Origin of the sequence: Lysinibacillus sphaericus (assembly GCF_000600105.1) — a bacterium.
Classification (GTDB): domain Bacteria; phylum Bacillota; class Bacilli; order Bacillales_A; family Planococcaceae; genus Lysinibacillus; species Lysinibacillus sphaericus.
The window spans coordinates 3535664-3553651 of sequence record NZ_CP006837.1 but is presented as its reverse complement, the minus strand read 5'-3'; the positions used below and the strand labels follow the sequence as shown (position 1 = coordinate 3553651).

The 17988-nt window shown below is 37.2% G+C and carries 14 protein-coding genes; 7 read left to right on the top strand and 7 right to left on the bottom strand.

Features of this window, described 5'->3' with window-relative positions; all coding sequences use genetic code 11:
* Window positions 1–474: 474 nt before the first annotated feature.
* The gene (locus tag T479_RS17120) at window positions 475–996 is read left to right on the top strand and encodes a sigma-70 family RNA polymerase sigma factor (protein ID WP_024363713.1); all 522 of its coding nucleotides are present in this window, start codon (window positions 475–477) and stop codon (window positions 994–996) included.
* The gene (locus T479_RS17115) at window positions 983–1921 is read left to right on the top strand and encodes a hypothetical protein (protein WP_025220348.1); all 939 of its coding nucleotides are present in this window, start codon (window positions 983–985) and stop codon (window positions 1919–1921) included. Before T479_RS17120 ends, T479_RS17115 begins: the two co-directional genes overlap by 14 nt.
* Before the next feature lie 55 nt (window positions 1922–1976).
* On the opposite strand, the gene T479_RS17110 is transcribed toward T479_RS17115, so the two are convergent.
* From T479_RS17110 to T479_RS17085, 6 genes are all read right to left on the bottom strand, one after another.
* Window positions 1977–3245, bottom strand: coding sequence for a TRAP transporter large permease (locus T479_RS17110; protein ID WP_024363726.1), 1269 nt, complete (start codon window positions 3243–3245; stop codon window positions 1977–1979).
* Window positions 3226–3723, bottom strand: a complete 498-nt coding sequence (locus T479_RS17105; RefSeq protein WP_024363727.1) for a TRAP transporter small permease — start codon at window positions 3721–3723, stop codon at window positions 3226–3228. Before T479_RS17105 ends, T479_RS17110 begins: the two co-directional genes overlap by 20 nt.
* 153 nt (window positions 3724–3876) lie before the next feature.
* Entirely contained in the window at window positions 3877–4923 is a 1047-nt protein-coding gene (locus tag T479_RS17100) for a DctP family TRAP transporter solute-binding subunit (RefSeq protein ID WP_024363728.1), read from the bottom strand.
* Window positions 4924–4979: 56 nt separating this feature from the next.
* A complete protein-coding gene (locus T479_RS17095; protein ID WP_052599529.1) occupies window positions 4980–6023 on the bottom strand; it encodes a DctP family TRAP transporter solute-binding subunit in 1044 nt (347 codons plus the stop codon).
* Between the two features lie 374 nt (window positions 6024–6397).
* Complete coding sequence (locus tag T479_RS17090; protein WP_024363730.1) at window positions 6398–7066, bottom strand: response regulator; 669 nt, start codon at window positions 7064–7066, stop codon at window positions 6398–6400.
* Window positions 7063–8550, bottom strand: coding sequence for an ATP-binding protein (locus T479_RS17085; protein WP_080653365.1), 1488 nt, complete (start codon window positions 8548–8550; stop codon window positions 7063–7065). The genes T479_RS17090 and T479_RS17085 overlap by 4 nt, the downstream gene beginning before the upstream one ends.
* Before the next feature lie 983 nt (window positions 8551–9533).
* On the opposite strand from T479_RS17085, the gene T479_RS17080 reads away from it, so the two are divergent.
* Window positions 9534–10805, top strand: a complete 1272-nt coding sequence (locus tag T479_RS17080) for an L-lactate MFS transporter (RefSeq protein ID WP_025220346.1) — start codon at window positions 9534–9536, stop codon at window positions 10803–10805.
* Window positions 10806–11159: 354 nt separating this feature from the next.
* The gene (locus T479_RS17075; protein WP_024363733.1) at window positions 11160–11852 is read left to right on the top strand and encodes an AIM24 family protein; all 693 of its coding nucleotides are present in this window, start codon (window positions 11160–11162) and stop codon (window positions 11850–11852) included.
* A 221-nt stretch (window positions 11853–12073) separates the two neighbouring features.
* On the opposite strand, the gene T479_RS17070 is transcribed toward T479_RS17075, so the two are convergent.
* Window positions 12074–13327, bottom strand: coding sequence for a BaiN/RdsA family NAD(P)/FAD-dependent oxidoreductase (locus tag T479_RS17070; RefSeq protein ID WP_025220345.1), 1254 nt, complete (start codon window positions 13325–13327; stop codon window positions 12074–12076).
* Between the two features lie 197 nt (window positions 13328–13524).
* Between T479_RS17070 and asnB the strand changes: the two genes are divergently transcribed.
* The 3 genes from asnB (at window position 13525) to T479_RS17055 (ending at window position 17963) form a co-directional block, all read left to right on the top strand.
* Window positions 13525–15372 (top strand): asparagine synthase (glutamine-hydrolyzing), encoded by a 1848-nt coding sequence (asnB, locus tag T479_RS17065; RefSeq protein WP_024363735.1) that lies wholly within the window; start codon window positions 13525–13527, stop codon window positions 15370–15372.
* Window positions 15373–15627: 255 nt separating this feature from the next.
* A complete protein-coding gene (locus T479_RS17060; protein WP_025220344.1) occupies window positions 15628–17241 on the top strand; it encodes a putative polysaccharide biosynthesis protein in 1614 nt (537 codons plus the stop codon).
* A gap of 8 nt (window positions 17242–17249) precedes the next feature.
* On the top strand, window positions 17250–17963 hold the full coding sequence (locus T479_RS17055; protein ID WP_024363737.1) for a pseudouridine synthase: 714 nt from the start codon (window positions 17250–17252) through the stop codon (window positions 17961–17963).
* Window positions 17964–17988: the final 25 nt, after the last annotated feature.

Sequence of the window (17988 nt, the reverse complement as noted above, 5' to 3'; positions counted from 1 at the left end):
CGTTGTAAGAAGCGTACTTCACGGCTTTTTTAAATGTCGTTGGTAATAGGAACATTACATGCATTGCGATAAACGAGCCACGTATATAGGGATTGAGCGGAAAGGAAGCAAACAGTATCTTGCTAACAATGAAGAGGTCGATACGTAATGGAAGACATAGTGGCAGGAATTCAAACGTATGGTAGATGCTACATCAAGTAAAAGCATCAACGCCAACAGATAAAATCATATCGAGCGAAAAATATGGCACAAGCATGTAACCTAAAAGGCAAATGTTTAGGAGTTAACGTTAGTTATGGACGAAATAGAAAACAGCTCTAAGCAAATTAAAATGTAAGAAATAAGGTCGATTCTAAAGTTTTAAAACGATGCTACGAAAAAAAGTGTCCGAAGCGGGGGCACTTTTTTTGTTAAAGTGAAACCAACTTTAAAAATTTTACGACTATAGGATGAATGGATAAAGGAGGGGCTCAAGTGAGTGAGCATTTAACAGCCATTATGGAAGAGCACGGCGAGTATTGCCTTCGTGTGGCCTATTTATATGTACGAGATTGGTCGATTGCAGAAGAAATCGTACAAGATGTATTTCTCGCCTACTATTTGCAACAGCATCGCTTTGAACAAAGAGCTTCGCTTAAAACTTATTTAGTAAAAATTACAGTACATAAAAGTCATGATTATTTAAGAAGCTGGAAAAATAAACGTCATCAATTACTTAGCAAATTTCATTTTGGTATTAGTAAAAGAACGCCAGAAAGCGATGTCATTAAAGCGGCGGAACGAGTTACATTGCAAGCGGCATTATTTGAGTTACCTATTACTTATCGGGAAGTATTGATTCTTTATTATTATCAGGAATTAAAAGTACGTGAAATTGCAGATGTACTAGGTAGTACAGAAAATACAGTGAAAACGAGGTTGCGTAGAGCGAGACAACTGTTACAAAACAAACTCGAACGAAGCGATTGGGAGGTGCTAGGCGATGACATCTTTTAAAAAGAAGCTGAATGAGGAAATAGGCGAAACACCACGTTTTACAAAAGGATTAAAGGAGCGCATTGTGCACCAAGCCGCACAACAACAGTACAAACAAATTAGCAAATGGCAATATCCAGCAATAATTGTAGGGATAATGGTGACACTACTTTTTTTGATTGCGAGTGGGCCATGGCAGCAAACGGAATATGTACAGCATGCCTCAATTGTTGAACTAGCGCAAAATGAAGAAATACAGCAATTGTCAATTGCACAAAATTGGTATGAAGATTCATTTAAAGCGGGGAGAACAGGTTGGGTAATAGGGCAACAAGAGTACGTAAAAGGGACTGAGACAAAGCTGTTTGAGAACATGCTTCAAAAGGCAGTGGTAAGACAAAAATCAGAGGAGTATTACTTAATTAATAATTTATGGATAGAATTTAGTAATGGGCAAGTGGTAAAGCTCCAGATGTTTAAAAGTGATGACAAATTTGCCTTTCTCGATCTAAAAACCAATAAATTTTATGAGGTCAATGATGGGGAGGCTATATCCGCATTTACAGACTTTAATTTTAAGAAATTGGACTTTAACTTTTTGGTCTTTCTCGTATGGATTGGTTTCATTTGGCTAGGGGCTTGGGTAGCGGAGAGAGCCGTTCGCTGGAAATTCCATATTCCAAAAGAGCCGAAGTATGTAAATGACAATCATAAGAAAGTCGTATATCTTAATAAGTTTATCAATGTGATTGTGCTATGTATATTTAACTTAAAATCATGGATTATATTTATTGCTGCTGACTTTGTGCTCATTTTAGTTATATTGTTACCTAATTTAGCAATCGAATATTATTTTGGCAGACATGAAAAAAGACATTACGTAGCATTAACAACTACAGCTTACACATCTATTATATTTATCGCTTTCCTTATTTGGATTTTTTAAGTGGCAGGCACCGAAACGAATGTGAATATTCAGAATAATTTCGGTGCCTGGCACGTTATTTCATTTGTTCTGGTAGCCAAAGTGATAATTGTGGAAGTACGATAACGAGTGCTAAGAACACAATCATTAAAATAATAAATGGAATAACTCCTTTGACTACTTCTCCGAGTTTTTCCTTCGCAATACCACTTACTACAAAGAGATTTAGACCTACAGGAGGTGTAATCATACCAAGCTCCATATTGATTGTCATAATAATCGCAAAGTGAATAAGGTTGATATCAAAATGAACAAGGATTGGTAACAAGATTGGTAGCGTTATGAGAATAATGGATACTGCTTCTAAGAACATCCCCATGATAAAGAATAAAATATTGACGATAATCATGAAAATCCATTTGTTCAAGTCACTTTCCGCAATCCAAGCACCAACTTGTTGAGGAACTTGTGCGTTCGTTAAATATAAACCGAATAAAGACGCAGCACCGATAATTAAGAAAATCATTGCAGTAATATTAATAGACTCAACTAATACTTCACGGAAGTCTTTTAACTTCATTTCACGATAGATAAATAGTGACACGACTAATCCGTAAAATACTGCAATCACAGCCGATTCAGTAGGTGTGACAACGCCAGAATAGATCGTTCCTAAAATTAAAAACGGTAAGAAGCCACCCCAAATGGCTTTTAGTGATTTCCGCCAGCGAACTTCCCAAGATGCCGGCTCATCGCCATTAAACCCATTGCGTTTTGCATAGAAGATAGCAGCAACGATTAAAATACCAGTTAACGCAAGACCTGGAATAACCCCAGCCATAAATAATTCACCGATAGATTGCTCGGAAGTTATACCATAAATGATTAAAGGAACACTTGGAGGAATTAAAATGCCGAGTGTACCACCAGCAGCTACAAGTCCCATCGAGTAACGCTTTTTATAGCCAGCTGAAATCATGGCAGGAATCATAATGGAACCGATAGCAGCAGCCGTAGCAGGGGAAGAACCGGAAATGGCTGCGAATATCGCACAGGCAACAATGGTTACAACTGCGAGACCGCCAGGGAGATGTCCAATCCAAGCGCGTAATGCTTCTATTAAATACTTAGAAATGCCCCCACGTGCCATAAGTACACCTGCAAGAACGAATCCCGGAATAGCCATCATCGGGAATGAATCGAGAGCTGTGAAAATACGCTGTGGAATCATATTCATATTGAAATCAATTTGGAAGAACACTAAAATCGTTGAAAGCGCTAAGCTGACTGCGACAGGTACACGTAAAAATAATAAAATAAAGAAACTAAGTAAGAGGATTAGCATATTCTTCGTCCTTTCCTCTTAAAATATTGACTAATCTTTCTACAAATCGTAGTAAAAATAACACACCTGAAATTGGCAGTACTAAGTAGACTACCCACATAGGAATGCCGATGTCTAGTGATACCATACCGGATGTATAGCGGTTTTCAACTAAAATAAATCCATAGTACGTATAAATGAAACAAAAGACGATGCTTAAGCATGTTGCCACTAAATCTAAAATTCGTTTCTGGGATGGTTTTAATTTATCGTATAAAATATCTACTTGGATGTGCTGATTGTGACGAAGTGCTAAACCAAAGCCAAGAAATGTTCCCCAAATAATGGCGTAACGTGCTAATTCTTCTACCCAAGCTTGGGGTTCATTAAAAATATAACGCATCATTACACCGTAGAAAATCAGTGCAATACCAGCTACGAAAAAGAATCCAGCAAGGATTTCCTCTAGATACCCCCATAGTTTATGTAAAATATTCATGCGGATGCCTCCTTAAAATATGATGATTGTATTTTCCGATTTAAAGTAAAATGAGAATGCATTCTGTCTATCAATTTTTCAAAATATTGTAAGAGATGTACTTTAAGAAAAAGAGTGAGTGTCGATAAGTCATCGACACTCAATTTAAAGCGCTTATTTTAAATCACGAATACCATTAATTAAATCTTCAGTAATCGCTTTGCCAAACTCTTCGTAAACGGGCTCAAGTTCAGCTTTGATAGCCTCTTTTTGAGCAGCTGTTAATTCAACCACTTCAATGCCAGAGTTCTTTATGTTTTCATACGATTTGGCGTTTTCTTCAGCAGCTAAATCCCAAGCTAACGTTGTAGCCTCATTTAAAGAATCTTCAACCGCTTTTAATAAATCGCTAGGAATTTTATCCCAGAAAGGTTTGTTCACAAAGATAGCGTAGTCAAGACGACCGTGTTCAGATACAGAAAAGTACTTTTGAACTTCTTGGTATTTTTGAGTATCGAAGTTGTTGAACGTATTTTCTTGTCCATCTACAGTTCCTTGTTGCAGCGCAGCGTATGTTTCACCGAATGAAATTGTCGCTGAGCCAGCATGTAAAGCTTTAAATTGTGCTTCAAGAACTTTCCCTGCTTGTGCACGGAATTTTAAACCTTTAAAATCTTCAACATTTACAAGTGGGTGTTTGTTATTTGAAAAATGTTTAAAGCCATTTTCCCAGAATACTAAACCTTTAATATCATTTGCCGCTAATTGATCGGATTCAAGAATGGTTTTTGCTACGTCAGAATCAAAGAATTTACGAACATGCTCTTCGTTTTCAAAAAGGTAAGGCATGTCTACGTATTGCCAACGAGGGTCAATTTTCACCATTTTTGTAACAGATGGAGCAATCATATGTACGTTTCCAGATACTAATGCATCCAGTTCATCATTATCGCCATATAATTGAGAAGAAGGATAAACTTCAACTTTCACTTTACCGTCAGTTTTCTCCTCAACTAATTTTGCAAAAGCATCGGCAGCTTTTCCTTTAACACTGTCAATTGATGTAACGTGAGAAAATTTAATAACAAGTGGTTTATCTTTTGTATAACCACCATCACCTTCAGCTGCTGGAGCAGAGGCTGTTTCTTTTTTGTCGCCACCACACGCGGCTAATGCTAGTACAAGCACAGCCATCAGTGACATAAGAAGCCATTTTTTCATGTCAAATCCCCCTTAAAGTTTTGATTATAGTTAAAAGGATTCCCTTTAAACTCAAGTTAATGACGTGATTGGTTTTTTGGCAGTGCCAGTATATATTTCTTGCTATAGTTATTGGCATAATACTCATACACTGGGTCAAATGCAGATTCCCATTGCTGAACATCTTCATCTGTAAAGTAATGAATATTGATACAACTACAAGCTTCCATTTCTTGCAAACGTTCTGCTGTAAGATTTTCTGCCAGTTGCCATTCCCATTCTTGTACTTCTGCAAGCGTTTCAATAAGCAATGTTTGAACATCCTTCGGTAAGGATTGCCAGAACTCATTGTTCATCAGTAGCAAATAACCTAAATAACCATGATTACTAATAGTTAAGTAGTCTTGTAAGGAATGGAGGTTTTTACTTGTAATATTTGTTAAAGTATTTTCCTGTCCATCTACATTGCCTTTTTGTAGTTGATGGAAGACCGTGTTGAAATCTATGCGTTTTGGATAGGCACCAACACTTAAAAATTGTTCTGCTAAAATATCACTTGGCATGATGCGCATGCGTAAGTCTTTTAAGTCAGAGACATCTTGGATAGGGCGGATACTATTACTCAATTGTTTGAATCCACTATCCCAAACACCCATTGAAAACAGATTGTGGTCATTTAATTTCTTCATTAATGATTGACCCACTTCACTATCAATGTATGAATGTACTTCCTCAGCATTTTTAAATGCATAGGGTAAGTCCATCACTGACCATTCGGGAACGAGTGTAGTAATTTTTGAAATGGCTGGTGCAATCATTTGAATATCGCCACGTAAAAGCGCATTCATTTCTTCACCGTCTTTATAAAGAACACCATTTGGAAAGACTTGAATTTCTACATGACCATTACTTCGTTGTTTAATGAGCTCGGCAAACTTTACTGCCGCCATTCCCTTTGGTGTGTTTTCACCAACTACATGTGAAAAGCGAATAACAATTTGTTCTTCATGACTTAATTGCTCATTGTCTGTAGGGTAGTCTTGTTGCTGACAGGAAACTAACAGCACTGTCAGTAAAATGAGAACGCTCACAAATTGTTTAAGAATACGATTGCGCCACATATAAATTCACCTCTAATCTATTGAAGATGTGAACGCTTTTTATTGTATTGTATTTATTGAAATACTCAATATTATGGTATTAATGAACATTTTGGTATTTATGGTATATAACAATTTATTATTTTAATAAACTGTTACAAAACAGATTGCATGCTTTTTTTCTTATGTGTAAGTAAGTGAATTGAAATGCTTTAATGCTAAAAAACTTCTCAAAAGAAAAGAATCTGCACGTCTTGTATGGGAAACGATAGCATAGCAAAATCCTGAAGAGAACGTGGATATTGCTATGCTTGTTGCTTACCCACAAAAAGCGAGCAGATTCTTATTTCTTGCTATTAGTAATCACAAACGTGGAGAAATTGCGCAGGATGCCATTATTTAATGGAATAGTATTTTGTAGGCCGTCCAACAGCTCCGTATTTTAATTCGATTTGCACAGTACCTTTTGTTGCTAAAAAGTCTAGGTACTTGCGGACAGTTACTCTCGCCATGCCAACATTTTGCGCAAGCTGTTCAGAAGTAATAGGTGCCTGAAGTGTTGTTAAGTAACCTAAAATTTGTTCCATTGTAATGTTGTTCAAGCCTTTAGGCAGTTCAAGCATTTCGTGCTGGATGCCTAACCACTGATCAATATCCTCTTGGTTAATTGTCGCGGTGCTTAGTAAACTTTTTGTAGCGTTTCGATATTGTTGTAAAGCTTTTTCGAAGCGATCAAAACGAAATGGTTTTATGAGATAATCCATTGCACCAAGTCGAAGGGATTCTTGTACAGTAGGTGCATCACGAGCGGCTGTAATCATAATAATATCGGACGGAATACGCTGCGCCCGAATTTTTAAAAATAATTCCATTCCCGTCATATCTGGTAAGAACATATCAAGTAAAATGAGATTAGGTTTTTGAATAATGATTTTTTCGTAGGCATCACGTCCGTTGACAGCCTCTCCGATAAGCTGAAAACCAGTCATTTTATTTAAAAACCCTTTGTTAACCTCAAGCACCATTGGATCATCTTCTACGATAAAAACTGTGAGTTTGCTCATTGTTCGTCCATCACCCCTATATTAATTGTAATTGTTGTACCAACATGAACAGTGGATTCTACTTGAATCGTCCCCTTATTGGATTCGACAATTTGTTTGACAAGTGCAAGTCCAATACCGTGTCCATCTTTTTGTTTCGTACTAAATCCGTATTCAAAAATACGCTGTGGTATGCCTTCTATTCCTTTCCCACTGTCCTGCACTTCTATAATTAAAAAGTGCTTATCCCCAATAATCGTTAAGTGAACATCTTTATGTAGACATTCGAAGCAAGCTTCCATTGCATTGTCCAGTAAGTTGCCGATAATTGTAATAATGTCACCACACGATAAACCACTCATAAAATCTACAAGGTTGGAATCTTCATCAATTGTTAGTTCAACGCCTAGTTCCTTAGCACGTGAGTATTTGCCAAGCAATAAGCCTTGAATTGAATAGTCTTGAAATTTATCATGCAAGCTTTGAATGATTTCCTCTTCATCTGTAATTTCATCGATAATGAGGCTTAATGCATCATCATTTCGTTCCAATTGGATAAGCCCTGCAATACTATGGAGACGGTTCATATATTCGTGTTGCTGTGCACGCAAAGAATCGACAAGCATTTTAATACCCGTTAATTCTTCGGCAAGCATATTTGCTTCTTTGCGGTCAGTTAACATGATGAGATATCCGGCATTTTGCTCCATAATCCGAATTGGAAATGTTCGAACTAAATACATTTGGTCGAACATTAACAGTGGTCGATAGATTTCGTGCTGTTGAATAGTATCCTCTGCCAGCCAAGTGTTTTTAAATAATGCTTTTCTGGAAACTTTATGCCCAAAGAAATGCGTATATTGCCTAGCTAATCGGTTAATAAATGTTACATTCCCGCTTTCGTCAGTCGCCAAAATACCAATATCCATCGCTTGAATAATGCCTGAGCGTTCTTCTACTAGCCGAGCGATTTCATAAGGTTCCAAATTCAATGTTTGGCGTTTTAAATGGTTAGCAACCCATACAGACCCACCTAAACCAATTACGAGCCCCCAAAAAAGAGAGACTAAAATATCAAATTGATATTGGTCTAAAAGGTTATACCATTTTGGTGCCAGTAGCCCAACAGTAATAACGCCAACTTGTTTTGTACCTTCCTCATTCATTATTGGTACGAATGCTCGTATAGAATAGCCAAGGACACCGTGCGCCTTTGATATGTACTCATGCTGTGAAAAAGCTTCTATTTCATCGCCACCTTCAAAAACGGTACCTAGCTTACTTTCAGATGGATGGGAGTATCGAATACGTTTCATATCAATGATCACAATGTAATCAACATCCGTTGTTAATCGGATACGTTCCGCAATGGGTTGAATAACTTCAAACCCCTCTTTTGTGCCTACATTTTTTTGTACGTCTGTCAGTTGCGAAACCGTTCGTGCTATAGCTATTGCACGGGCACCGAATTCTTTTTCCAAAGCGCCTGCTAGATTATGAATCATAATTGCACCACTCGTCGTGATAGAAAAAATAACAATTATGAACGAAAAGATAAACATTTTTAGTCGCAACGATATGTTTTTCATAAGTATGTAAAAGGAATGCTAAAATGGCAGCCTTTTATCATTTCATCACCTCTGTTATTGAAGATTTCGCTAAGTAAGCGCAGTGATTATGTAGAGTAGCACACCTATTTTTCTAACAATGAACTAGGACTATCATTTTATAATAAAGTAACATAAAAGAATAGCTTGTTGTAATACAATTCAGCTTAAATGTATTCATTTCAATGGTGTACTATAACAATTTACATATACGTTCTCTGTGAAAAAATGAAAAAAGTGGGAAGTGCTATGGAGGTTTTGTTGTTCTTTTATTTGTTGCGTGTTTTCGGTAAATCAAAAAATTTATATTTGAATAATAAAAAATAATAGGTAATTTATCTTGAAAAGGTCGTTATACATATCATTTGTGTAAATTAATTTACATTTTAAATGCTTACTGGAGGAGTTTACATATGTTGTGATAGCTTGATTTTTTTTGCGCAAAGAAAATTTGCTTCGATAAGGTTTTAAAATTCTCTTTTGTTCTCAATATTTCTGTCTATCAATTATTTGTATTTTCTAACCCTTTACGTCTAGTGGTTTTGTATCTAGTGGCAGCGTAGGAGAATACATGGCTTAATATGTGAAAATATGCACAAATTTAACTATTTTAAAATAATTTATTTAGCGTAAATAAGTACGGTAGAAAAATAATAATAGCTAAAATATGTTGGTGATATTGTTTGGTAAACGCCTTTTTTTCTTAGGGACTGTAAGGATTTTGATGTTTTTAATATGCATTGATTAGTCGAAAACTTTTTGGAGAAATAATATTTTTTAGAAAAACATCTTGCATTCGAATAATTATAAGTGGTAAATTGTTTTACATGGACGTTCATAGAATTTTCACAGGTAGCAAAAGAGGGGAGAAATGAGAATTTATGAATAAAAATAGATGGTTAATTGCATTATCTGCAATCGCTATTCACCTTTCCATTGGTGGAGCCTATGCATACAGTGTATACAAGCTGCCGATTGTCACAGAAATGGGATGGAGTGAAACAGAGGTTACGATAGCCTTTACAATTATGATGGGGCTTGCTGGTTCTTCCGCAGCGCTATTTGGTAGTTTAGTAGAAAAAATGGGTCCGCGTAAATCGGCTATGGTAGCAGCAGTGCTGTTTGGAGCAGGACAAGCTGGTGCAGGTGTGGCAATCTCTATGGATTCTGTCACTTTATACTGGTTAACTTACGGCTTACTTAGTGGTTTAGGTATGGGGATTGGTTATATCGCACCTGTCTCTACATTAGTAAAATGGTTCCCAGACCGTCGCGGTTTAGCTACAGGTATGGCTGTACTAGGGTTTGGATCGGGAGCATTAATTACTGCACCGGTAGCAGCAAACTTAATGGAAGCAGTCGGAATTTCTACAACTTACTTTATTTTAGGGGCAAGTTACTTCACGTTAATGATTTTAGGGGCTTCTTATATAGCGCCGCCAAAACCAGGTTTTATGCCTGCGAATATGAAAGCGGCAGCAGAAAAAGGCAAGGATGTAGTGAAAAAAGATTTAGCAGTAATGTCAGCTCGTGAAGCTGTGAAAACAAAGCATTTCTGGATGTTATGGTCCATGCATTTAGTCAATGTAACTGCGGGTATTATGATGATTTCTGTTGCATCTCCGATGGCACAGGAAATTGTAGGTTTATCAGTTGCAGGTGCTGCAGCAATGGTAGGCGTTATGGGATTATTCAATGGTGGTGGTCGCTTAATTTGGGCTGCTGTGTCGGATTATATTGGTCGTTCAAACGTCTTTGTCATATTCTTTACAGCACAACTTATTACATTTATCGTATTGCCACATACGACAAACGTTATTATTTTCCAAGCACTTATTTTCTTAGTAGTTAGTTGTTATGGTGGCGGTTTCTCAAACTTACCTGCATTCGCAAGTGATCTATTTGGTACGAAGCAACTTGGTGTTATCCACGGTTATTTACTAACAACTTGGTCTTTAGGTGGCGTTTTTGGTCCACTTCTAGTGAGCGCTATTAAAAATGCTTATGATAGTTACATTCCTGTATTCTATGTATTTGCAGGGTTAATTGCCATTTCCTTAATTATTTCGTTAACGCTACGTGCAGATGTGCGTAAACAAACTGCGTTAAAAACAGCAGAGCAAAAGGTTGGAGACGTCTCCGCTACACGATAATTTTTACTTTCAATTCGCACTTGAAAAGTATAGCCGTATTAGTGTCATTTCGCATATGACGCTAATGCGGTTTTTTATTTGTAGCAATTGTTATACAACACTTGATTAATCTTCGTCTAACATATAACAGCTCATGTTTGATGTCAATAAGATTATGGTAAATAAAGTGATTTTGCTACTAAAAGAGAAATTTTGCAACGTTATTCTATTTATAAGTGACAGCAATTTACTATAAAAATAATCAAAATAATAGTATATAAAGTGCTATATGTCTGTAGTGGTGGACTGTGACAAAGAATGGTGAATCTTTTCATGGCAATTAACGTATATAAGGGTATAAAGGAGGCGGACGATATGGGAAAGTATTCATTAAATGAATTCATTAAGAAAACGCAACAAGATGATTATGAGAACGAATATTTTGAGTTAGAAACAGAGCGTGTATTAGAGGTTAATTTAGATGGTGAAGTCTGGTCAAAAATGGGGGCTATGATTTCATACATAGGCGACATTAAGTTTGAGCGGGAACGTGTTTTAGAGCATGGCCTTTCCAAAATGTTTAAAAAAGCATTAACAGGCGAAGGGACGCAACTTATGAAAGCAAAAGGAAAAGGGCGTCTCTATTTAGCTGATCAAGGGAAAAAAGTGACTATTTTTGATTTAAAGGATGAAAGTATTTGTGTCAACGGGAATGACTTGCTGGCATTTGAACCAAGTATTAATTGGGACATTCAATTAATGCGTAAAATGGCTGGTATTATGTCTGGCGGACTGTTTAATGTAACGCTACAAGGAAGCGGTAAAGTAGCTATTACAACACATTTTGAGCCGTTGACGTTATTGGTGAAGCCTGGTGAAACGGTTTATACAGATCCTCATGCTACAGTTGCATGGTCAGGTAATTTAACACCTGAATTTAAAACAGACATTAGCTTCCGTACATTTATTGGACGTGGCAGCGGTGAATCGATTCAAATGGCTTTCTCCGGCGAAGGGTTTGTCATAATCCAACCGTATGAAGAGGTTTATTTGTCTAACGAAAGTTAAAATAAAGTAGGGACAAAAATGCAAAAGTGTTAGATTGACTGCTATCAATCTAACACTTTTTTGTTATGCCCCGTTGATGTCCGCTTCGGCGGTGCTTTCCGCTTAGCACAGTAAGCCGCAACTCTCGCTAACGCGCGGCTTACTTTGTGTGCTGTTCCCACAAAAGTCCTACCATTGCTACTATCAACTCGTCTATTCTAAGTTGTTCAAAGTGAATCAGGTCATTCGAATGCGGCGTTCATTCCTGCAATTCGTCCTGTCACAAGCGCAGACGTAATATTATAGCCACCTGTGTAACCGTGAATATCTAATATTTCTCCGCAGAAAAACAAACCTGCCTTTTTCTTAGACGCCATCGTTTTTGGTTCGATTTCTTTCACAGAAACGCCTCCACCTGTAACGAATGCTTTGTCGAGTGATTGCGTACCGCTAACCGTCATTGTGAAATTGACTAGTAAATGTGCTAGCGCGCGAATTTTTTCTTGCGATAATTCAATGCCAGTCATTTGAACATCAATATTTGCACGGTCACATAAAAATAGCAGCCAGCGTTCTGGTGCGACGCCTTTCCAAACATTTTTCACTGCTTTTTTCGGTTCTTCTTTTATAAGCTTATTTAAATATTGCAGACATGTTTCCTCATTGAAATCTACAAGCGTTTGGATACGCATTGTGACAGGTTCATAACCCGTTTTCATTAACTCCTTGACGACAAACTGACTACAGCGTAATACCGCAGGGCCGCTTAATCCGAAATGCGTAAAGAGCATGTCCATTTGATGTGTTATTAGTGGTTTACCTTTTTTATTGAGAACGGATACCGCGACATCTCGTAATGCTAGTCCTTGTAGCTCTCTCGTTTGAATAAACTCCTCTTTTGATAAAACGGGCACTTCTGTTGGAAAGAGTGTTGTCACATTATGTCCAGCACGCTCGGCCCAAGGGTAGCCATCACCTGTTGAACCTGTTTGTGGCACTGCCTTGCCTCCAACTGCTACAATAACAGCCTTACAGCGTACTTCTGTTCCATCTTCTAAGCGCACACCAAGAATCTTTTCATCATCCATCAATAACTTGTTAACGGGTGTATTTAACCTTACTTCAACATGTAGTCGTTGCAATTGACGAATTAATGCATCGACTACATCTTGCGCTCGGTTGGACATAGGGAACATACGACCATGGTCTTCTTCTTTTAATGCAACACCTAGACCTTCGAAAAAGGCAATAATATCCTCATTGTTGTAAACAGTAAAGGGGCTATATAAAAAACGACCGTTGCCAGGAATATGTTTAACAATTTCTTCAACAGGTAGTCTGTTTGTTACGTTACATCGACCACCACCAGAGATTGCAAGCTTTTTCCCAAGCTTTGTCCCTTTTTCGAGAAGTAAAACTTTCTTTTTTCGTTCTCCAGCTGCGATGGCGGCCATTAATCCAGAGGGGCCACCACCGATAACGATTACATCATACATATATGTGAACTCACTTTCTTTTCATTATTAGGAACTTTTCCTATTATACATGAAGTCTATATAGAGGGCGGCTAGTTTACATTGAAAATTATAATAAAGTGCTTTATAATTTTTTATCTATAATGACAGCATGAAATGAACGGCTTTTCGTGCTATGATGATAGAGGTTATGCACTAAATTATGAGGTGAAAAATAGATGTGCGGATTTATTGGCTATATTAATGGAACAAATGTGATTGATCATCACCAAACAATTGAAAATATGATGAATACAATTATTCACCGTGGGCCAGATAGTGGTGGTATTCATAGTGACGATAAAGTAACGTTAGGTTTCCGTCGTTTAAGCATTATTGACTTATCAGACGTGGCAAATCAACCTCTTTATAGCCCAGATGGCAACATTGTGCTTGTTTTCAATGGGGAGATATATAATTTCCAAGAGTTGCGTAAGGACCTACAAGAAAAGGGTCATACATTTAAAACGAAATCGGATAGTGAAGTGTTAATTTTCGGCTATCTGCAGTATGGTGTAGAATTTGTCAAACAGCTTCGCGGTATGTTCGCATTCTGTATTTGGGACAAAAAGAATGATTTACAATTTATCGCGCGTGATGGCTTTGGTATTAAGCCTTTGTACTACACTGAAAACACAACGGATGGAACATTTATTTTTGGGTCAGAAATTAAATCTTTCTTGCCTCATCCAGCATTCATTAAAGAATTAAACAAAAATGCATTACGTCCTTATTTAACGTTCCAATATTCTTCAATGGACGAAACATTCTTTAAAGGTGTATTTAAATTACCACCAGCGCACTATATGGTCATTAAAAATGGACAAAAACAAATTGTCCAATATTGGGATAAAAAATTCCATGCGAAAGAAGCGCCGATTGAAAAATATGTGGAAGATATTCGTTCAACAGTAAAAGAGTCAGTAGATGCCCACCAAATTAGTGATGTAAAGGTTGGTTCTTTCCTGTCTGGCGGTATTGATTCTAGTTATATTACATCATTGCTACGACCTGATAAATCATTCTCTGTTGGTTTTTCTGACTATGAAGATATGTTCAATGAGACAAACTTAGCAAAGGATTTATCGGATACATTAAATATTCAAAACGAGCGTAAATATATTACAGCGGATGAGTGTTTTGAAGCTTTACCGAAAATTCAATGGCATATGGATGAGCCACAGTCGAACCCATCTTCTGTACCGCTTTACTTCCTATCGGAGCTAGCGGCGAAGGATGTAACAGTAGTACTTTCTGGTGAAGGTGCGGATGAGATTTTTGGAGGCTATTCGTGGTACCAAAACTCTGGTCGAATGAAAAAATACGAGAAAGTACCATTTGGTCTACGTAAAGCATTACGAGGTATAGCAGAAGCATTACCTAAAAACCAATATACGCATTTCTTAGTAAAAGGCGGGCAAACGGTAGAGGAACGCTTTATTGGTGAAGCGGTTGTATGGGATGAAGATGACGCATTAAATGTCTTAAAACCAGCATACAAAAACGGACCATCTGTTCAAACAATTACGAAACGTATTTATGATGAAGTACCTGGTGATGATGATGTTACGAAAATGCAGTATTTAGATTTGAATTTATGGATGCCTGGAGATATTTTGTTAAAGGCAGATAAAATGAGTATGGCGCACTCTATCGAATTACGTGTACCATTTTTAGACAAAGAAGTAATGGAGCTAGCTAAAAATATTCCATCAAGATATCGTGTCAATGATATTGATACGAAATATGTCCTTCGTCAAGCGGCACATCAGGAATTACCAGAAGAGTGGGCAAAGCGTCCGAAGCTTGGCTTCCCAGTGCCAATTCGCCACTGGTTGCGTGAAGAAAAGTACTATAATATGGTGAAGGACATGTTTACAACTGACTTTGCCAACGAATTTTTCGATACGAAGCAACTAGTTGGTTATTTAGATGAACATTATGAAGGCAAAGCTAATCGTGGTCGCTATATTTGGACAGCGTATGTGTTCTTAGTATGGTATAAACAATTCTTTGTTGATATGTAACACAGAAGTAGCAGTTCAAAGAATCTAGTAGATTTTTTGAACCGCTATTTTTTTGGAAATATACTAGACAATGAATATCAATTTGTTCTAATATACGGAGAATTGAGGATTTCAAAAACTTTTCAGTGTTTTTTACATCTGTTCTCTTGTAAATATGTTAAGATAACAGTTGGTTTACTTGTTTTAATGTTTGAAAAGTGATGCTGTTACATCACTTATAAAAAGCTTGATTTTACTAATGAATGGATGGATACGATGTCCAATTTAATGAAAGGTACTGCGATATTAACATTAGGGATGTTTTTATCTAAGGTGCTTGGATTAATTTATATTTTTCCCTTTTATGCGATTGTTGGGCAGGAAAATATTGCGCTGTATCAATATGCATATATTCCTTACTCAATCATGCTCGCAATAGCCATTTCAGGTGCACCGATTGCTGTATCGAAATTTGTTTCTAAATATAATGCATTAGGAGACTATCAATCAGGACGCAAGCTGATGAAGTCGGGCATCCTTATTATGATGATAACGGGTATGGTGTCCTTTGCTGCTCTTTTTATATTGGCAACACCGATTGGTGAACTTGTTATTAAAAGCGATGAACAGAAATTTACTGTCGAGCAAATTGCTTCTGTAATTCGTTGGGTAAGCTTTGCGCTTATTGTTGTCCCATTTATGAGTTTATGGCGTGGCTTTTTTCAAGGCTATGACAAAATGGAACCAACAGCAGTTTCGCAGTTGGTGGAACAAATTGTCCGAATTGTTGTTTTATTAGGTGGTTCTTTCTTAGTGGTTGTTGTTTTTAAGGGTAAACCTGAAACAGCAGTGTCCTTTGCGGTATTTGCAGCATTTATCGGGGCAATTGGTGGTTTAATGGTGCTCTATTACTACTGGAAAAAATATCAACCTGAATTTAATTTATTACGTAGTCAAAGTATTACGTCTACCCAGCTACCAATGTCGGATATTTATAAAGAAGTGATAACGTATTCCATTCCGATGGTATTTGTAGGGGTGGCTAATCCATTATTTCAATTAGTGGATATGTTAACATTTAATGGCGCTATGAGTTCCATTGGTTTAGCCAAAGTAACAGATGAATATTTATCGATGATTAACTTTACAACACATAAAGTAGTCATTATTCCAGTTATGTTAGCAACAAGTTTTTCAATGGCGTTAGTACCAACGATAACAAAATATTTTACACAAGGTGAGTATTTATCGTTACGTCATGCGATGGATAAAACGTATCAAATTTTAATTTTCATTACATTACCAGCAGTTGTGGGCATTTCATTATTAGCGAATGAAATTTACTTTATGCTTTACTCTGAAAGCGAAATGGGTGCAACGATTTTAGCTCATTATGCACCAGTGGCAATTTTATTTGCGTTGTTCCAAGTTACTGCCGCGCTGCTACAAGGTATTGACTTCCAAAAGTGGATTGTCTTCAGTCTACTATCAGGTATTTTAGTAAAGCTAGCCCTTAACATAACGTTTATTCGTTGGCTAGAAGCGGACGGAGCTATTTTAGCAACAGCGATTGGTTATAGTGTATCAATTATTATTAATTTGCTAGTGCTTCGAAAAACGCTTAATTATAAATCAGAAATGGTTATACGTCGTGTTATGCTTATTTCACTTTTAACAGCTGCAATGGCTGTCAGCGTTATAATCGTTCACAAGCTATTAGAACTTGTAATGGGTCCAGTGGATGGTAAATTCTCGGCGCTTGTCTATTCTGTTATTTGTGCAGCAGTGGGTGCTGCTGTTTATGGCTATTTGTCGTTACGCTTAGGTTTAGCACAAAAACTACTTGGTGAGCGCATAACACGAATTACAAGTAAATTAGGGTTTAAATAGGAGGAACAATGCGTTTAGATAAATTATTAGCCAATATGGGCTATGGCTCACGAAAGGAAGTTAAGCAACTCCTAAAACAAAAGGCCGTTTCTGTTGATGGCACGTATGTAAAAGATGCGGCAATGCATGTTGATCCAGAACAGCAAAGTGTTGTCGTATTCGGTGAACGTGTTGTATATACAGAGTTTGTGTATTACATGATGAATAAGCCACCAGGTGTTATTTCTGCTACAGAAGATTTACGAGATGAAACTGTCATTGACTTATTAGACCCACTACATCAACATTTTCAACCATTCCCAGTCGGTCGTTTAGATAAAGATACAGAGGGCTTGTTACTATTAACGAATGATGGTGTTTTGGCCCATAACTTACTTTCTCCAAAGAAGCATGTACCTAAGGTGTACTATGCTAAAATAGAGGGGATTGTTACGCAAGATGATGGAGAACAATTTGCGCGTGGTGTCGAACTAGATGATGGCTACGTAACAAAGCCAGGCAAGCTTGTTATTCTGAAATCTGCTCCGCAATCAGAAATTGAATTGACGATTCAAGAAGGTAAATTCCATCAGGTAAAACGGATGTTTGAAGCAGTAGGTAAACGTGTCATCTACTTAAAACGCCTTTCTATGGGGAGCTTACAACTTGATGAAAGCTTAGCATTAGGTGAATATCGCGAGTTAACGCCAGAAGAATTAGCAGGCTTACAAAATAGAGAGTAAAGAAAATCCTCGATGCTATACTTTT

Coding starts and splice junctions, on each gene's coding strand:
- asnB (WP_024363735.1), top strand. CDS start 13,525: ATGTGCGGATTTATTGGCTATATTAATGGAACAAATGTGATTGATCAT.
- T479_RS17105 (WP_024363727.1), bottom strand. CDS start 3,723: ATGAATATTTTACATAAACTATGGGGGTATCTAGAGGAAATCCTTGCT.
- T479_RS17070 (WP_025220345.1), bottom strand. CDS start 13,327: ATGTATGATGTAATCGTTATCGGTGGTGGCCCCTCTGGATTAATGGCC.
- T479_RS17055 (WP_024363737.1), top strand. CDS start 17,250: ATGCGTTTAGATAAATTATTAGCCAATATGGGCTATGGCTCACGAAAG.
- T479_RS17115 (WP_025220348.1), top strand. CDS start 983: ATGACATCTTTTAAAAAGAAGCTGAATGAGGAAATAGGCGAAACACCA.
- T479_RS17100 (WP_024363728.1), bottom strand. CDS start 4,923: ATGAAAAAATGGCTTCTTATGTCACTGATGGCTGTGCTTGTACTAGCA.
- T479_RS17075 (WP_024363733.1), top strand. CDS start 11,160: ATGGGAAAGTATTCATTAAATGAATTCATTAAGAAAACGCAACAAGAT.
- T479_RS17095 (WP_052599529.1), bottom strand. CDS start 6,023: ATGTGGCGCAATCGTATTCTTAAACAATTTGTGAGCGTTCTCATTTTA.
- T479_RS17080 (WP_025220346.1), top strand. CDS start 9,534: ATGAATAAAAATAGATGGTTAATTGCATTATCTGCAATCGCTATTCAC.
- T479_RS17090 (WP_024363730.1), bottom strand. CDS start 7,066: ATGAGCAAACTCACAGTTTTTATCGTAGAAGATGATCCAATGGTGCTT.
- T479_RS17085 (WP_080653365.1), bottom strand. CDS start 8,550: ATGATTCATAATCTAGCAGGCGCTTTGGAAAAAGAATTCGGTGCCCGT.
- T479_RS17110 (WP_024363726.1), bottom strand. CDS start 3,245: ATGCTAATCCTCTTACTTAGTTTCTTTATTTTATTATTTTTACGTGTA.
- T479_RS17060 (WP_025220344.1), top strand. CDS start 15,628: ATGTCCAATTTAATGAAAGGTACTGCGATATTAACATTAGGGATGTTT.